The organism is Allorhizobium paknamense, from assembly GCF_030815125.1.
GTDB lineage: Bacteria > Pseudomonadota > Alphaproteobacteria > Rhizobiales > Rhizobiaceae > Allorhizobium > Allorhizobium paknamense.
Window position 1 is genome coordinate 31,111 of sequence record NZ_JAUSWH010000021.1, and the last position, 15,304, is coordinate 46,414.

The 15,304-nt window shown below is 60.6% G+C and carries 15 protein-coding genes; 5 read left to right on the forward strand and 10 right to left on the reverse strand.

Annotated features, from left to right (window positions below):
• The first annotated feature begins 3 nt into the window (after positions 1 to 3).
• The 5 genes from QO005_RS21745 (at position 4) to QO005_RS21765 (ending at position 4,968) form a co-directional block, all read left to right on the forward strand.
• Complete coding sequence (locus QO005_RS21745; RefSeq protein ID WP_307160119.1) at positions 4 to 1,107, forward strand: ABC transporter ATP-binding protein; 1,104 nt, start codon at positions 4 to 6, stop codon at positions 1,105 to 1,107.
• Positions 1,100 to 1,999 carry a carbohydrate ABC transporter permease gene (locus QO005_RS21750; protein WP_307160120.1) on the forward strand — a complete coding sequence of 300 codons (900 nt, stop codon included), beginning with the start codon at positions 1,100 to 1,102 and terminating at the stop codon, positions 1,997 to 1,999. The genes QO005_RS21745 and QO005_RS21750 overlap by 8 nt, the downstream gene beginning before the upstream one ends.
• A 2-nt stretch (positions 2,000 to 2,001) precedes the next feature.
• Complete coding sequence (locus QO005_RS21755) at positions 2,002 to 2,853, forward strand: carbohydrate ABC transporter permease (RefSeq protein ID WP_307160121.1); 852 nt, start codon at positions 2,002 to 2,004, stop codon at positions 2,851 to 2,853.
• Between the two features lie 56 nt (positions 2,854 to 2,909).
• A complete protein-coding gene (locus QO005_RS21760) occupies positions 2,910 to 4,235 on the forward strand; it encodes an extracellular solute-binding protein (protein ID WP_307160122.1) in 1,326 nt (441 codons plus the stop codon).
• Positions 4,236 to 4,452: 217 nt separating this feature from the next.
• A complete protein-coding gene (locus tag QO005_RS21765; protein ID WP_307160123.1) occupies positions 4,453 to 4,968 on the forward strand; it encodes a ferritin-like domain-containing protein in 516 nt (171 codons plus the stop codon).
• A 44-nt stretch (positions 4,969 to 5,012) separates the two neighbouring features.
• Here the strand turns inward: QO005_RS21765 and QO005_RS21770 are convergent, their stop codons facing one another.
• From QO005_RS21770 to QO005_RS21815, 10 genes are all read right to left on the reverse strand, one after another.
• Entirely contained in the window at positions 5,013 to 6,371 is a 1,359-nt protein-coding gene (locus tag QO005_RS21770) for an amidase (RefSeq protein WP_307160124.1), read from the reverse strand.
• 48 nt (positions 6,372 to 6,419) lie between these two features.
• A complete protein-coding gene (locus QO005_RS21775; RefSeq protein WP_307160125.1) occupies positions 6,420 to 7,640 on the reverse strand; it encodes an ABC transporter substrate-binding protein in 1,221 nt (406 codons plus the stop codon).
• Positions 7,641 to 7,676: 36 nt separating this feature from the next.
• On the reverse strand, positions 7,677 to 8,702 hold the full coding sequence (locus QO005_RS21780; RefSeq protein ID WP_307160126.1) for a CobW family GTP-binding protein: 1,026 nt from the start codon (positions 8,700 to 8,702) through the stop codon (positions 7,677 to 7,679).
• Positions 8,695 to 9,027, reverse strand: coding sequence for a hypothetical protein (locus QO005_RS21785; RefSeq protein ID WP_307160127.1), 333 nt, complete (start codon positions 9,025 to 9,027; stop codon positions 8,695 to 8,697). The genes QO005_RS21780 and QO005_RS21785 overlap by 8 nt, the downstream gene beginning before the upstream one ends.
• Positions 9,028 to 9,206: 179 nt before the next feature.
• Entirely contained in the window at positions 9,207 to 10,088 is an 882-nt protein-coding gene (locus QO005_RS21790) for a polysaccharide deacetylase family protein (protein ID WP_307160128.1), read from the reverse strand.
• 113 nt (positions 10,089 to 10,201) lie between these two features.
• Positions 10,202 to 11,287, reverse strand: a complete 1,086-nt coding sequence (locus QO005_RS21795; protein WP_307160129.1) for an ABC transporter ATP-binding protein — start codon at positions 11,285 to 11,287, stop codon at positions 10,202 to 10,204.
• Between the two features lie 208 nt (positions 11,288 to 11,495).
• Positions 11,496 to 12,722, reverse strand: coding sequence for an ABC transporter substrate-binding protein (locus tag QO005_RS21800; protein WP_307160130.1), 1,227 nt, complete (start codon positions 12,720 to 12,722; stop codon positions 11,496 to 11,498).
• A 216-nt stretch (positions 12,723 to 12,938) separates the two neighbouring features.
• Complete coding sequence (locus QO005_RS21805) at positions 12,939 to 13,703, reverse strand: SDR family NAD(P)-dependent oxidoreductase (protein WP_307160131.1); 765 nt, start codon at positions 13,701 to 13,703, stop codon at positions 12,939 to 12,941.
• A gap of 11 nt (positions 13,704 to 13,714) precedes the next feature.
• Complete coding sequence (locus QO005_RS21810; protein ID WP_370878134.1) at positions 13,715 to 14,461, reverse strand: SDR family NAD(P)-dependent oxidoreductase; 747 nt, start codon at positions 14,459 to 14,461, stop codon at positions 13,715 to 13,717.
• Positions 14,458 to 15,303 carry an ABC transporter permease gene (locus tag QO005_RS21815; protein ID WP_307160132.1) on the reverse strand — a complete coding sequence of 282 codons (846 nt, stop codon included), beginning with the start codon at positions 15,301 to 15,303 and terminating at the stop codon, positions 14,458 to 14,460. The genes QO005_RS21810 and QO005_RS21815 overlap by 4 nt, the downstream gene beginning before the upstream one ends.
• Between the last annotated feature and the right edge of the window lies 1 nt (position 15,304).

Here is a 15,304-nt window from a genome sequence, read left to right on the forward strand (position 1 = left end):
ACAGTGACGGCAGAGATCGAGATCAGCGAGGTCAGCAAGCAGTTCGGGGCACTCACCGTGCTGGACCGGCTTTCGTTGAGCATTCCAGCCCATGAATTCGTGGTGTTTCTCGGCCCCTCCGGCTGCGGAAAATCGACACTGCTCAGGATGATTGCCGGGCTGGAAAGTGTCGATGAAGGCGAAATCCGCATCAATGGCCGCCGCATCGATGATCTGCCGCCGGGAGAGCGGGGTGTGGCCATGGTGTTCCAGTCCTATGCGCTCTACCCGCATATGACGGTCCGGCAGAACATGGCCTTCGGGCTGGAAAATATTGGTGTGGACAAGGCGGCCATTGCCACCCGCATCACCGAAGCGGCGCGCATGCTGGAAATCGGCCATCTGCTGGATCGAAAGCCCGCCCAGCTCTCGGGCGGCCAGCGCCAGCGGGTGGCAATCGGGCGCGCCGTGGTCAAGGAGCCGAAGGCTTTCCTGTTCGATGAGCCGCTGTCCAACCTCGACGCGGCGCTTCGCACCCGCACCCGCATCGAACTGGCGCAACTGCATCAGCGGCTGAAATCCACCATGGTCTTTGTCACCCATGACCAGGTGGAAGCCATGACGCTGGCCGACCGGATCGTGGTGATGAACAATCGCCGGATCGAGCAGATCGGCACGCCGATGGACATTTACGAGCGCCCGGCCACGCGCTTCGTCGCCGGTTTCGTCGGCGCACCGGCGATGAATTTTCTCGATGTCCAGGGCTTTGAGGTGGCAGAGGGCCGCTTCGTGGTGCAGGGGCCGGATCAGCTTCGGCTGACCACGGCCATTGCCGCACAGAACATGCCACACAAGATCGACAGTCTCGGCATCCGGCCGGAATGCGTTTCGGTCTTGGCACCCGGCACCGGCGATATCGATGCGGTCATCGACGTGGTCGAGCGGTTGGGGGATCGGACCTTTCTCTATGCGCGACTTCCGGGCGGTTCGATCATTGCCGCCGCCGCCCCGGGCCAGACCCGGATGAGGACAGGCGAAACCGTTTCCCTTCGCTTCGATGGTGCGCAGGCCCATCTTTTCGACGCCGATGGCCGAGGCTTCCATGCCGGGGAGACGCGCCATGGCTGAGGCGATCCTGCCGAAACGCAAGCCACGCGGCGTTCATGATCCGCAATGGCGAAATGCTGTCTTCGTCGCTCCCTTTCTCCTGGTCTTCTCGTCGTTGCTGGTCCTGCCGCTCTTCTGGGGCCTGTGGCTGAGCTTTCACAAGGCAGATACGTTTTCTTCCGGCCGCTTCGTCGGCTTCGACAATTATGTCCGGCTGTTTCGCGACAAGGTCTTTCTGCAATCGGTCTGGAACAGCTTTTATTTCGTCTTCCTCACCGTTCCCGCCCTCGCCCTGATCGGGCTTTTCCTGGCGCTGGCGCTGAACCGTGCCGGGCGAACGGCTGCCGTGCTCAGAACGCTGTTCTTCTCCTCCTCGGTTCTCTCCGTCACCATCGTCACCCTGATCTGGCGCATCGTCTTCATTCCCGGCTCGGGATTGGTGGCCGCCGTCTGGGGCTGGTTCGGCGCGGAGCCACCGGCTTTTCTGTCCGATCCGGATCTTGCCATGCTGGCGGTCGCCATTGCGACGATCTGGTGGTGCATCGGCCTGCCGATGATGCTGTTTCTTTCCGCGCTCCAGCAAATCCCGCGGGATATCTATGAAGCCGCCGCCCTCGACAGCGCCAGCCGCTGGCGCTGCCTCACCCGGATCACCCTTCCCGCGATCCGCAGAACCTTCGTGCTGGTGGTCATCATCCAGATCGTGCTGCAGTTTCAGCTTTTCGGGCAGGCCTGGCTGTTGACGCGCGGCGGCCCCAACAATCTGACCAAGCCGATCGTTCTCTACATCTACGATACCGCCTTCCGTCGCTGGGATCTCGGCATGGGGGCCGCTGCATCGCAAATTCTGTTCCTGCTCATTCTTCTCGCCGCGATGACGCAATATCTCACGGCCCGGCGCAAGGGAGACTGACGATGAGCAACACCTTCTCCTCGCCTCTTGCAGGACGCAGCACCGGAGACCGGCTGATCCTGGGTCTCGCCATCCTGCTCTCGCTGGTGATGCTGCTGCCGGTGCTCTGGGTGATTGCCATGTCGCTCAAGGATAATGCCGCGCTGATGGCCAATCCCAATTCGGTTTTCTTTCCGCCCTATGAACTGACCAATTATCTCAACATCTTTGCCACTTCCTCGGTGTTTCGCTGGATCGCGAACAGCCTGATCGTCTCGGTCAGCATGACGGTGGGAGTGCTGGTGCTATCCTCGCTAGCCGGATACGGCTTCGCACGGCTGAATTTTCCGGGCCGGGACGTGTTGTTCGTCATCGTTCTCTTCGGACTTGCCGTGCCCGAGCAGGCGGTGGTGGTGGCCCGTCACCAGATTTTCAGCCTGCTAAAATGGCATAACACCTATCAGGGGCTGATCCTGCCGGGGCTTTCCAGCGCCTTCGGCGTCTTTCTGATGACGCAATTCTTTCGCGCCATTCCGAAGGAACTCGATGAGGCTGCTCTCCTCGACAATGCCAGCCGGTTCCGGATTTTCTGGAAGGTGCTGCTGCCGCTCACCCTGCCCGCCCAGGCGACGCTCGGCATTTTCACCTTTCTCAATGCCTGGAACGACTATTTCTGGCCGCTGATCTCGGCCACGCGCAAGGAAATGTACACGCTGACGGTCGGCATGGCCTCGACGCAGACGAATTTCGCGCAATCGGAGGGGCTCGGCTATCTCATGGCGCAGGCGGTGTTCGCGGGGGCGCCCATTCTGATCGTCTATCTGTTTTTCCAGAAATACATCGTCACCGCCGTTTCCGGCGCAGCACAGCGATAATACCAAGGGTCATTTTCAATGACCCTTGGTGTCAGCAATAAAGGGAGGAAGATATCATGGCTTTTCGCAGAACTCTTCGCTGCGGCATTGCCGCCGCAGCGCTTCTCATCAGCACCGGAGCGAGCTTGGCCGCGCCGGTGGAACTGAGCTTGCAACGTTTCTTCGGCGCCTGCGACGCGGATTTCGGCAGCAATACCGATGTCAGCAAATCCGTCGGCGAATGCGGGATCATGACCTCGCTGATCAACAAGTTCAATGCCGACAATCCCGGCATCCATATCTCCGTCACCACCGTGGAATGGCCGGGCTACGACCAGTTGACGGCGCAATTCGCCTCCGGCGACCCGCCGGATATCGTCACCATTCATGAATCGGCGCTGTCGGATTACCAGTCGAAAAATCTGCTGATGCCGCTGGATGATCTGATGGCCTCTGCCGGCATCGACAAGGCGGATTTCACCGATGCTGCCGTGAAGGGCGCCACCAAGGACGGCAAGTTCTATGGCCTGCCCATCGATAGCTGGACCATGCTCTACCATATCAACATGGACCTGTTCAAACAGGCTGGTCTCGTCAACGCCGACGGCACGCCCATTTTGCCGAAAAGCGTCGATGAACTCTATGCCCAGGCCGAGCAATTCCGCCAGAAGACCGGCAAGCCCTATTTCGTGGTGGCAACGGCCAATGAGGTCGCCACCTATATGCGCAATCTCTACACCTATCTGTTCCAGCAGAATTCCGATTTCTTCGCCGATCCCACCCATATCAAGCTGAAAACACCGGAAGCGCACAAGGTGGTCGAGATGTACAAGACCATCTATGAGAAGAACTGGAGCACGCATGATCTGGATTATGCCGCCTCCATCACCGCCTTTCTGGCCGGTCAGGGCGGCGTGCATCTGAACGGCACCTGGGTCGTGGGCGATTACAACACCTCCGCCAAGACCCCCGGCACGGCGCTGAACAAGGGCGGCTATGCCGTCTATCCCTATCCGCAACTCTTTGGCGGCGCAAAGGCGCAATTTGCCGACGGGCATACCTGGGCCGTTCCGGTGAAGGACCGCACACCCGAACAACTGGCAGCCATCGGCAAATTCATGAAATTCTTCATGGACAACGATTTTGAATGGTCCCGCACCGGGCACCTGCCGGTGCTGAAATCGATCATCACCTCGGATAAATTCAAGGCGCTGCCGCATCGCGATACCATCGCTTCGGTGGCGGAGATCGGTCGTCCTCTTCCGCCGGATGTCCAGCGGCAATTTGCCCTCCAGGATATCATCGGCGAAGAAATCGGCGCCGCCGTGACCGGCCACAAGGACATCGACGCCGCCTTGGGCGATGCCGAAAGCCGGATCAACGAGCTTCTGGGGAATCTTTAAGGCGTTTCTACAGCGCCGTGCGCCATACATGGCGCACAAAGGTTCGCTGTAGCGCTTTAAATGTGCTGGATAATTTTATCCTTAAATCGATCCCGATTTAAGGAATTATGCAGTAGGAAAAGTGGAAACCGGTTTTCCCTTGGGAATGGCCGGAAGACAAGGGAACTCCCCCGCCCGCCTAAGGTTAGGCGGGCACACACAGCCGAAAGGGAGCCCCATGGCAGAGACATCCGAAACCCGTTCCATCTTCGTCGTTGGCCTGAGAAATGCCCATGCGATGGAAAATCAGGCGCTTTCCATCATGAAGCCGCAGCTTTCGCGGATCGAGAACTATCCGGAGGTCGCCAACCGTCTGGAACAGCATTACCGTGAAACCGAAGGCCAGATTCGCCGGCTGGAGGACGTGCTGGAGGGACTGGCAGAGGACCACTCGACGCTGAAGGATATGGCCATGTCCTTTACCGGCAGCATGGCCGCCATGGGCCACAGCATTGCCGGCGACGAAATCATCAAGAATTCGCTGGCGAATTTCGCCTTCGAAAACTATGAGATCGCCGCCTATAAGTCGCTGCTGACACTGGCCGAACAAGGCGGTTTTACCGCCTCCGTCTCCGCGCTCAAAGCCAATCTCGAAGAAGAGATCGCCATGGCGAAATGGCTGGATGACAATCTCGCCACCGTCACCATGAAGTTTGCCGGGCTGAGCGAAGCGGGCGTAAGCGCCAAGATTTAGCGATTTTCCGTCCGGAAACGCTCAAGGGCGACGGTCCAAACTCCCTAACCAGCCAGCGCCATTTCCACAGCCATGGCAGCAGACAGCACCGCCGCATCCTGTCCGGCCAGTCCGGACAGGAGCAGCCCGACCGGCATGCCGTGATCGCCTGTGCCACAGGGCAGCGACACGCCGCAGAAATCGAGGAAATTGCCGATCAGCGTGTTGCGCAGCGTCTTGCCATTGGTCTTGACGAAGAGATCGTCATCGCCAAGCAGCGGCTCCACCAGCGCTGCTACATGCGGCAGTGTGGGCTGCACCAGAAGTTCGCCCGGCGCGAGGCTCGCTGCCATGCGGGCGATCAGCACCTCCCGCGCATGCAGGGTCTCGACATAATCGGAAAGCGTGATTTTTTCGCCAAGCAGCGTGCGGGCCACCACGCGGTGGTCCATCTGCTGGGCTTCCGGCCCTTTCAGCCGGTCGCGGTGCAGGACATAGGCTTCCGCCGTAACCAGCGCACCATGACGGGCCATGAGATCGAAGATTTCCGAGAAGACCGGCATGGGCTGGCGGCGGATTTGAACTCCTGCCTCGACTAACCGGGCAAGGCCCGTCTCGAACGCCGCCACCACTGCCGGTTCCGCATCGTCGAAGATCACGCTTTCCGGCACCACAAGGCGAAGCGAGGCAAGATCGGCGCGCTTGACCTCGGGGGCCGTCAATCCGCGCATGGCCGCATCCACCCAGACGGCATCCTGCACGCTGCGCACCAGCGGCCCCAGCGAATCCAGGCTTTTCGAAAGCGGAAAAACGCCCTTCATTGCATAGCGCCCTCGCGTTGCCTTGTAGCCGACAATGCCGTTGAAGGCGGCGGGAATACGCACCGAGCCGCCCGTATCCGTGCCGATGGAAACCGGAACCAGCCCCGCCGCAACCGCCACCGCCGAGCCGGAAGAGGAACCGCCGGGCAGACGATGACCGTCCGTGGCGCGAGGATTGGCGGGCGTACCATAATGCGGATTGATGCCGAGGCCAGAAAAGGCAAATTCGCTCATATTGACGCGCCCGACACTGACCATGCCGGCAGCGGCAAGCGCCTTCACCACATCGGCATCCTCTGCGGCCAGCGGCCCGTCGCGCAGCACTTTTGAGCCTGCCGTGGTCGGCAGACCTTCGATGTCAAACAGGTCCTTCCAGGCAATCGGGATCCCATCCAGCAGGCCGAGGGACCGGCCCTGCCGCAACCGCTGCCGCGCGGCATCCGCCTCCTTCAGCGCCCGCTCCTCCAGAAGCACGGTAAAAATCGTCTGATCCGGATACGCCTTGATGGCAGCCAGAACCTCCTCGGCCAATTGCGCCGGATCGAGCGCTCCACCATGCAGGAGGAGGGACAGTTCGGCGATAGAACGGCTGGAAGAGGTCATGGCATCTCCTGTTTTCTTGAGCGTTTGCGTGGTTCCAAACGAAGACCGCTAGGGGCCAACCAACTGCATCCAGCGGCGAACCAGATAATTATGCTCATCCATGGTGGTATTCCAGACGGCAATGGAATTGGCGCGCTGCCAGTAGGAGCCACCGCTGCGCTGATCGCCCGCATGGATGCGGATGGAGCCATCCGGCCCCGGCAGATCGCAAAGAGCAGGCTTGCCCTCATACCAGTAATCCCATTCCGCCGCGGTCATGTGGGCGCGGGAGCGCTCCGGCGTGGAGATATAATAGCCCTGCCGCCCGACCACCGCGCCCGGCCAGCCGGAAATCCACCAGTTCAGATAGTCATAGGCCACATCCAGCATTCGCCCCGCAAGCGAGCGCGCCAGACACAGGCCACCGTGCCAGGCCCGGTATCCCTCCACGGGAACCGCCTGCTCCACCGGAATGCCACGTGCATTCAGAAGGCCGATCCCGGTGGACCACATGCTCTGGATGTCCGTCTCGTCCTGCTCCATCAGGGTGGCGGCATCCTCGGCGGTTTTCCAGAAACTGCGGAAGAAACCGGCCTTTTTCTTCGCCGCCAGAATATCCATCAGCCGGTCGATTTCCTCGACGGTCATATTGCCGATATTGGCAAATTCCATCAGCCCCGCCGCTTGCGCGGCAAGGGCGGCATCGAAAATGCCGATGGCCGGTTCATCCACCAGCGCCACACGGCCCGTCCAGGCCTCGTCCAGCAGGCTTGCCCAGCTGCCCCCGGCGCGGCGATGACCGATCCGGTCGGTGCGATAGGCAAAACTGTCGAAATTATGCGTGGTCGGCAGCATGGAAATGCGCTCTGTCGGCTTTTCGCTCAGCGCCATGTTCGGCTGTACATAGAGCTTCTTTGCCGGAGCATCGCCAAGGCCAAGGCGCGCATTCGGCCCCAGCCTGCCAGTCTTGGTCAGATCGCTGATTTCGTCCCAGGCGGGAATACGGGCAATCTCGATCGGCTGGATCGCCTGCCAGTACCAGACAATATCGAGATTGTGGAAACACTGGTCGTAGATGTCAAAGCTTTCCGGCTGGCGGGCGGCCTTGTACTGGGTGGTCAGGAAGTCGTTATTGTCGAAGATCACCTCGATGCCGAGATCGGCTTCGGCGCTGAGGCGCAACTCCTCCAGGAGTGAAATTGCCGTTCCCAGCACGCGCAGCTTCGGCCTGCCTTCGCAATGAATGGCAGGCGCGGCAATCGTGGAAACCTTGCTTCGATACCGCGTCATCGGATCTGTTTCTTCATCGCAAGACGCCCGGGGCTTTCATGCAACCGGATTAAGCGATTGTTTGGCCAAGGTGAAGGCCTCGAAGGAGCGTTTCAACAGCGCACAGTCCAGCCCATCGACAATGAAGACGAGATGGGAGCGCCGATCCTCCGCCACCGGGCGCTCCAGATGCACCGGCGGATGGACAAGATGCTGCACCCCATGCACCGCCACCGGGTTCTCCTCCCCCTCCAGATGCAGAATGCCCTTGACCCGCAACACCTTCGCGCCATGCCGGTTGATCAGCATGGTCAGCCAGATGGCAAAGGCCGTCCAGTCCACCCGCTGCTCCACCGTGATGGAAAAGGCGCTGATACGGCGGGTATGGCCCTCGCCCCCATCCGGGATCGGCGCTTCGCAGTAAAAGCCGCTGGGCGATTGCAGCCGGTCGAGGTTAAGGTCCGCGCCCTCGGCGATCAGGCTGTCCGCATCGAGCGACGGCGCGGCGGCGAAGAAAAACCGTCCATCAGGATTGATCGCCGAAAGCCGCGCCATCAGCGGATCGACCGTATCTTCAGTCAGAAGATCGGTCTTGGTGATGACGAGGCAATCGGCAATTGCCGCCTGACGGACGGTTTCCTCGTAAACGTCCAACTGGCCGAGGCCGTTGACGGCATCGATGGTGGTGATGACCCGGCCAGCTTTAAGGTGATGGCGCAGCACGGGATCGGCCTTCAGGGTGGACAGCACCGGAAAGGGATCGGCAAGGCCGGTGCTTTCGATGACGATGCGCCGGAAGGGCGCCACCTCGCCGCGCTCCCGCTTCGACAAAAGATCGCGCAACGCCTCCGACAATTCTCCCCGCACCGTGCAGCAGAGACAGCCCGATTGTAAGAGCACCATATCGCCTTCTACCCGCTCCACCAATTGATGATCGAGGCCGATTTCACCGAATTCATTGATCAGCACTGCGCAGTCGGCCAGCGCGGGATGCGCCAGCAACCGCTTCAAAAGCGTGGTCTTGCCGGAACCGAGAAAGCCGGTGATCAGGGTCACCGGCGTAAAGGCGAGAAAATCATCCATGGCGCAGGCTTTCCATGCGGGAAATCAGCCCCTCGTCCAGCGGATCGCAGGCCCGGCCCGTCAACCGCTCCGCCGCCTGCCAGACATGGCTCAAATCCTCGACGATCTCCGTTTTGCCGGTGCGGCTCGACAACAGAAAAGACGCGCCCTGCCAGTCGCTCAAGGTCAGGCCGAAGGCGCCCAGCAATTCATTGGCCACCCGCACACGGTTCGCCCGCTCCCGCCGCCGCGTCAACGGATCGGCATTGCGGGTGTAGACCCCCGGTCGGGCAAAGGCATCCGCCCAATGATCGGAGCCGCCGAGAACACCGCAGAGCGAACACATGGTCTTTCCTCCCTAGAGCATTTCCAAGAAAAGTGCAGTCGCTGTTTTCTGGCCGGAAATGCTAAAAATCAAAGACTTAGAGCATTGTCCTGAGAAAAGCGGTAACCGGTTTTCCGTCCGGAAACAGTCAAAGATTCGAGTTGATGCCGGGAGGCGGCAGCCGCCTCCCGGCTTGATGTTTACTTCTTGCGCGGAAAGCGCTTGGCAAAATCGTCGGCGATCTCGTTCATCGTCACGAACTTCACGCCGGGATGTTTGATCATATAGGCATAAAGCCGTTCCAGCATCATCAGAACCTGCGGGCGTCCGGCCACATCGGGATGGATGGTGATGGGGAAAACGGCATAATCCATTTCGCGATAGACCCAGTCGAACTGGTCGCGCCAGATCTGCTCGATGTCATGCGGATTGACGAAGCCATGGCTGTTCGGCGACTTCTTGATGAACATCATCGGCGGCAGGTCATCGAGATACCAGGAGGCGGGAATTTCGATGAGATCGGTTTCCTGCCCGCGCTTCAGCGGCACCATCCAGTCGGACGGCTTTTTCGAGTAATCGATCTTTGTCCAGCTATCGCCCACCCGCACATAGTACGGCGTAAAATCGTTATGCATCAGCGAGTGGTCGTATTTGATGCCGCGTTCCAGCAACAACTCGTTGGTGACATTGGAAAACTCCCACCACGGCGCGACATAGCCGGTGGGGCGCTTGCCGGAGAGCTTGGTGACCAGCTCGATACACTTGTCGAGCACTTCGGTTTCCTGCTCCCGCGTCATCGCAATCGGGTTTTCATGGGTATAGCCGTGAATGCCGATTTCATGACCGGCATCGGCCACGGCCTGCATCTGCTCGGGAAAAGTCTCGATCGAGTGGCCGGGAATGAACCATGTGGTCTTGATGCCGAAGCGCTCGAACAGCTTCAACAGGCGCGGACTGCCGACTTCACCGGCAAACAGGCCGCGCGAAATATCATCCGGCGAATCCTCGCCACCATAGGAACCGAGCCAGCCGGCGACGGCATCGACATCGATGCCGAAACTGCAAAAGATTTCCTTGGCCATGGGTGTTTCTCCTTTTTTCTATCCTAAAACTGAAAGGGGGCGTAGGCCCTAGAGCGCTTTGTTTTTCCGCATTTCCGGACGGAAAACCGGTTTCCACTTTTTCTGGAAATGCTCTAAGCTGCCGGAATCACGGTAGCCGCCTCCGGCTTCCAACTGAGCGTCACCGGCGCATCGACGGCAAAGCTGCCGGGGCGGTATTTCTCGACATGGGCCTCCAGCGACACCGAGCGGCCATCCTCCAGCGTGGCGAGAATATGCGAGACATGGCCCACCACATCGAAACGCGCCACCCGGGCGGGCACGGCATTCTCCAGGCCCGAAACGCCGGAGGAGGTAATTTCGATCGCTTCCGCCGGAACGACGAGCTGGACATCGCCGGAAAGAGCGGCAGACGCATTCGCCATGCCGCGCATCAGGCCGTGGCCGGTGTCCACCACGGCGATTTCGCTTTCCAACCCCCGCAGCCTGCCGGGAAACAGGGTGTTGCGGCCAATGAACTGCGCCACGAAGGGCGTGTTGGGCCGGGTATAGAGCTGATGCGGCGGGCTCACCTGCTCGATCCGCCCCTGGCTCATCACCACGATCCGGTCGGACAGCGCAAGCGCCTCGGACTGCGCATGGGTCACGAAGATGAAGGTGACGCCGAGCGTTTTCTGAAGAAGCTTCAACTCGTTCTGGATGGCCTTGCGCAGATTGGCGTCGAGCGCGCCGAGCGGCTCGTCCAGCAGAAGGATATCCGGCTCCACCACCAGCCCGCGGGCCAGCGCGATGCGCTGGCGCTGACCGCCGGAAAGCCGGTCCGGCTTGCGCTCGGCAATATCTTCAAGGCCAAGCGTCGCCAGAATACGATCCACCTTGGCGTCACGTTCGGCCTTGGGCATGCCCTTCACCTCCAGACCGTAACCAACATTGCGGCGCACGGTCATATGGGGAAAGAGGGCGTAATTCTGAAAGATCATCGAAGTCGGGCGGTGCTGCGGCGGCAGGTCGTTCATCCGCACGCCCTTGATCATCATGTCACCCGAGGAAATGCTCTCAAAGCCCGCAATCATCCTGAGCGTCGTGGTCTTGCCGCAGCCGGAAGGGCCGAGAAAGGCGATGAACTCACCCTTGTTGACGGCCAGGTTGAAATCGATGACGGCGGGCGTGCCATTGTCATAGACCTTGCCGACATGCAGGAGTTCGAGGTCGAAGATCATATCCGGCTCCATTCTCCGGGTTAGGGTGCCGCCGAAACGGTCTAACCATTTGTTTTTACGTGTTCCCAGACGGAAAACCGGTTCCCGCTTTTCCTGAAAACACGATTGAAAAAACTGCCCCTCCAAGGGGGGATTGGGTCAAGGTTTGGAGGGGCAGAGACCTTCCGCCGCCCAAGATGTGCGGGTCCTGAGCGGCTCGAGGCAAAGATCAGGCGTTCAGGAATTCGTCCCACTTCTGGATGAGGTGGTCGTATTCATCCGGCCACTGATGCCAATAGGCGACGTTCTTGGCGCGCTCTTCCAGCGAGCCGCCATCGCGCAGGTCGCCTTCCTTGATGCCGCGCTCCGGCGCGCCCTTCCACGGCTTGCCCTCGTACCAGAAGGCATATTTGTCCGGGTTCATAACGCTTTTGATATTGGTGGAGGGCGAGTAGTAGCCCTGCTCCGAAACGGTGATGCCCGGCTGGCCCGAGAGCCAGTAATCGGCATAGGCAATCACCGCATCCTTGTTGGTGGTGCCGGCGATCATCGAGGGGCCAATGGCCCAGCCGCGATAGCCTTCCTTCGGCACGGCATATTTGCAGGCCTTGCCCTGCGCCTTGACCGCCATGACGGCAGGTTGCCAGGCATCGCAGACCACCATTTCGCCGGAAGCCATGAGGTTGACCAGTTCGCCGAAATCGCCCCAGAGCGCGCGGAACTGACCCTCCTTCTTCTTGGAAATCAGGAAGGCTGCGGCTTCGTCGATTTCCTTGGCGCTCGGATTGCCGGGGTTCTTCACATTGAGAAGGCCGAGTGTGTTCATGGCCATGATGGCCTGACCGATGGCGATCAGCGGATCGGTGTTGAGGCCGGATTTGCCCTTCCACTTCTTGTCGAAGATCGCCGTCCAGCTATTGGCTTCTTCGGCGGAGAGCACATCCGGGTTATAGCCGATGGAATCGTAGTTATAGACGGCTGGCACCATGTTCAGCACCGTCTTGCCTTCATCGGCCCAGATCTGCCCGACGATCTGCGCCTTCAGGTCCCATTTGTCGGAGGGCTTGATGAAGGTTTCGCGGATATTGGCCCAGTTCTTCAGGCCAGACGCCGGAATCGGATCGACATTGTTGGTCATGACGATCGACGGCAGACGCTCGGCGATGATTTCCCAGCAATCGTAATCCTTGGAGCCCGAGAGAATCTTGGTCTGGGCATCTGGGAAAGTTGCCGCCGTGCCGGAGGTCGATCCGACGCCGGAAGCCTTCTTGAAGTCATCGAGAATACGCTCCTGCACCGTCACGGACAGGCCGATGGTGCGCAGTTGCTGGCTGGCGAGCGAGGCGGCATAAGCCTTTTTCGAGCCGAGGAAGGGCGTACCGCCCCCCATTGCCAGCGCCATGGCACCTGCCGATGCCTTGAGCACGGAGCGGCGATTGATTTCCATTTTCGACATGGTCCTTCTCCAGTTCTTGTTCCCCTGAAACCCCGGCCCCCATGAGCTGACGTTTCGACCAAAATGCTTCGGGGCTTCGCCCTCTTGTCTTGCCTGTCCTTGAAAACAGGGGGGTAAGAGCGCTTTTCGATCTGATTGCTTCAGATCAGCGCTCTAACTCTTTGTTTCTACGCATTTCCGGACGGAAAACCGGATTCCACTTTTCCTGGAAATGCTCTAGTACCGCCCCACCAGCAGGCCACCATCGACCACCACGACCTGACCGGTCATGTAGCGGGCGGCTTGGGAGGCGAGAAAGGTGATGACATCGGCGATATCGGAGGGGTCGCCGAGACGGCCCATGGGAATGAAGGCGGCGGCCTTTTCGGCCTCCACCGGACCCAGCGAATTTTCCTCGGAGAGAAGCTGGGCGGTGCGGATATAGCCGGGGGCAACGCCGTTGACGCGCACGCCATCGCGCGCCATCTCCACCGCCAGCGCCCGCACCAGACCGATCACCCCGGCCTTGGCGGCGGAATAATGCACATGCTCATCCCAGCCATAGGCAATGCCCATGATCGAGGAGAGCGCGACGACGCTGCCGGACTTGCGCGCCCGCATGGCGGGGGCTGCGGCGCGAACCAGCCGGAACATGGCCTTGAGATCGATGTCGAAGGTCAGGTCCCACTTCTCGTCGGTCAATTCGTAGAGCGGTGTACGGTGGGCGATCCCGGCATTGGCGACAATCACGTCGAGCGGCCCGAGCCGGGCCTCGACATCGGCGACAATCTCATCGGCACGGGTTGGCGAGCGCACGTCATAGGGCAGAAATTCCGCCGATCCGCCGTCTGCGCGGATAGCCGCCGCCGTTGCCTCGCCTTCCTGTTCCAGAATATCGGTGACGATCACATGGTCGCCCAGCGCCGCAAACGCCCGGGCCGCAGCCTGACCGATGCCGATCCCGGCCCCCGTGATGAGAACATTGCGCTTTTGTGCTGACATCGACTTTTCCTTCACAACATCACATCGCCGGAATTCGGCCCCAGCGTCTGGCCGACGAATAGCGCGGCCTCATCGGAGGCGAGGAAAGACACCGTGGCCGCCACCTCCTCCGGCTCGCCAAAGCGGCCAAGCGGCAGTTCCGCCCGTTTGGCGGCGCGCCAGTCCTCGGAAAGCTCCATGACCAGCGGCGTATTGATCGGCCCCGGCGCAACCGCATTGACACGCACGCCACGCGCCGAAACCTCGCGCGCCAGCGCCTTGGTCATGCCGATGATCGCCGCCTTGGCGCCGGAATAATGCACGAGCTGAACGCCGCCGATCTGCCCGAGCTGCGAGGCGACGTTGACGATGACGCCCTGCCCGGCGGACAGCATGGAAGGCAGCACCGCCTGCATCATCAGAAACGTGCCGCGCACATGCACCGCAAACATCCGGTCGAAATGCTTGACGCTCAAATCCTCGAAAAAGGCCTGATGGGCGATGCCTGCATTGTTGACCAGCAGCGTGACCGGCCCGAAAGCCGCAACCGCCGCTTGATGAATGGCCGTGACATCCGCCTCGCTGGACACATCCCCGGCAAAGCCCTTAGCCCTGCCCGAGGCGGCGCGAATCTCATCCGCCACCGCTTCAGCCCGCTCCTGTTTCAGATCGTTGACCAGCACGGCATAGCCATCCGCGGCCAGCCTGATCGCAATCGCCCGGCCAATACCGGACCCTGCGCCGGTGACGATGGCGCTCTTCTGAAGCTCTGCCATCATGCTTCCTCCTGAATGGCGATGCGTTTGGCGCGGCGCACGGAGAGCACCATCAGTGCGGCATAGGTGCCGAGCAGCGCGAAGGAAAAAAGCGTAGTCAGCACGCCGAAGGCAAAGACATTGGGATGCACTTCCACCGAGAAGGTGCCGTAAATGGCAAGCGGCAGCGTCAGATCGCGTCCCGAGGCAAAAAGCGTGCGGGAAAACTCGTCATAGGAGAGCGTGAAGGCAAACAGCATGGCCGACAGCACGCCCGGAAAGATCAGCGGAAAGGTGATCTTGCGAAAGGTGCGCAAGGGGCTGACGCCGAGCGACCATGCCGCCTCCTCGACGCTCGGATCGAAGCGGTTGAAGATGGCCAGCATCACCAGAAAGGCAAAGGGGAAGGTATAGACCACATGCAGCACGAAGGCCGTGCCCCACCAGTGCCTGTCGATGCCGAGCGTGTTGGCGACCAGCGCCATGCCCAGTCCCACCAGAACCCCCGGCACCATCATGCCCAGTACGATCAGGTAGAAGACGATGCCGGAGCCGCGAAATTTCCGCCGGAAGGCTTGAGCGGAGGCAACGCCGAGCACGGTGGAGACGATCATCGTCATGCCCGCCAGCAACAGCGACCGCACCAGCGCATCATTGATCGGCAGCGGCGAGACGCGCGAGGGCGGCGTCAGGCCGAAGAGATGCCGATACCAATAGGTCGACCATTCGATGATCGGGAATTGCGGGCCGCCCTCCGGCCCGGTCTGGAAGGAGAGGATGGCAAGAACCGCCAGCGGTCCATAGAGGAAGACCAGAAAGAGCGCGGTATAGGCCCCGAGCCCGAGCTTGATGGCGCCATTGTTCATG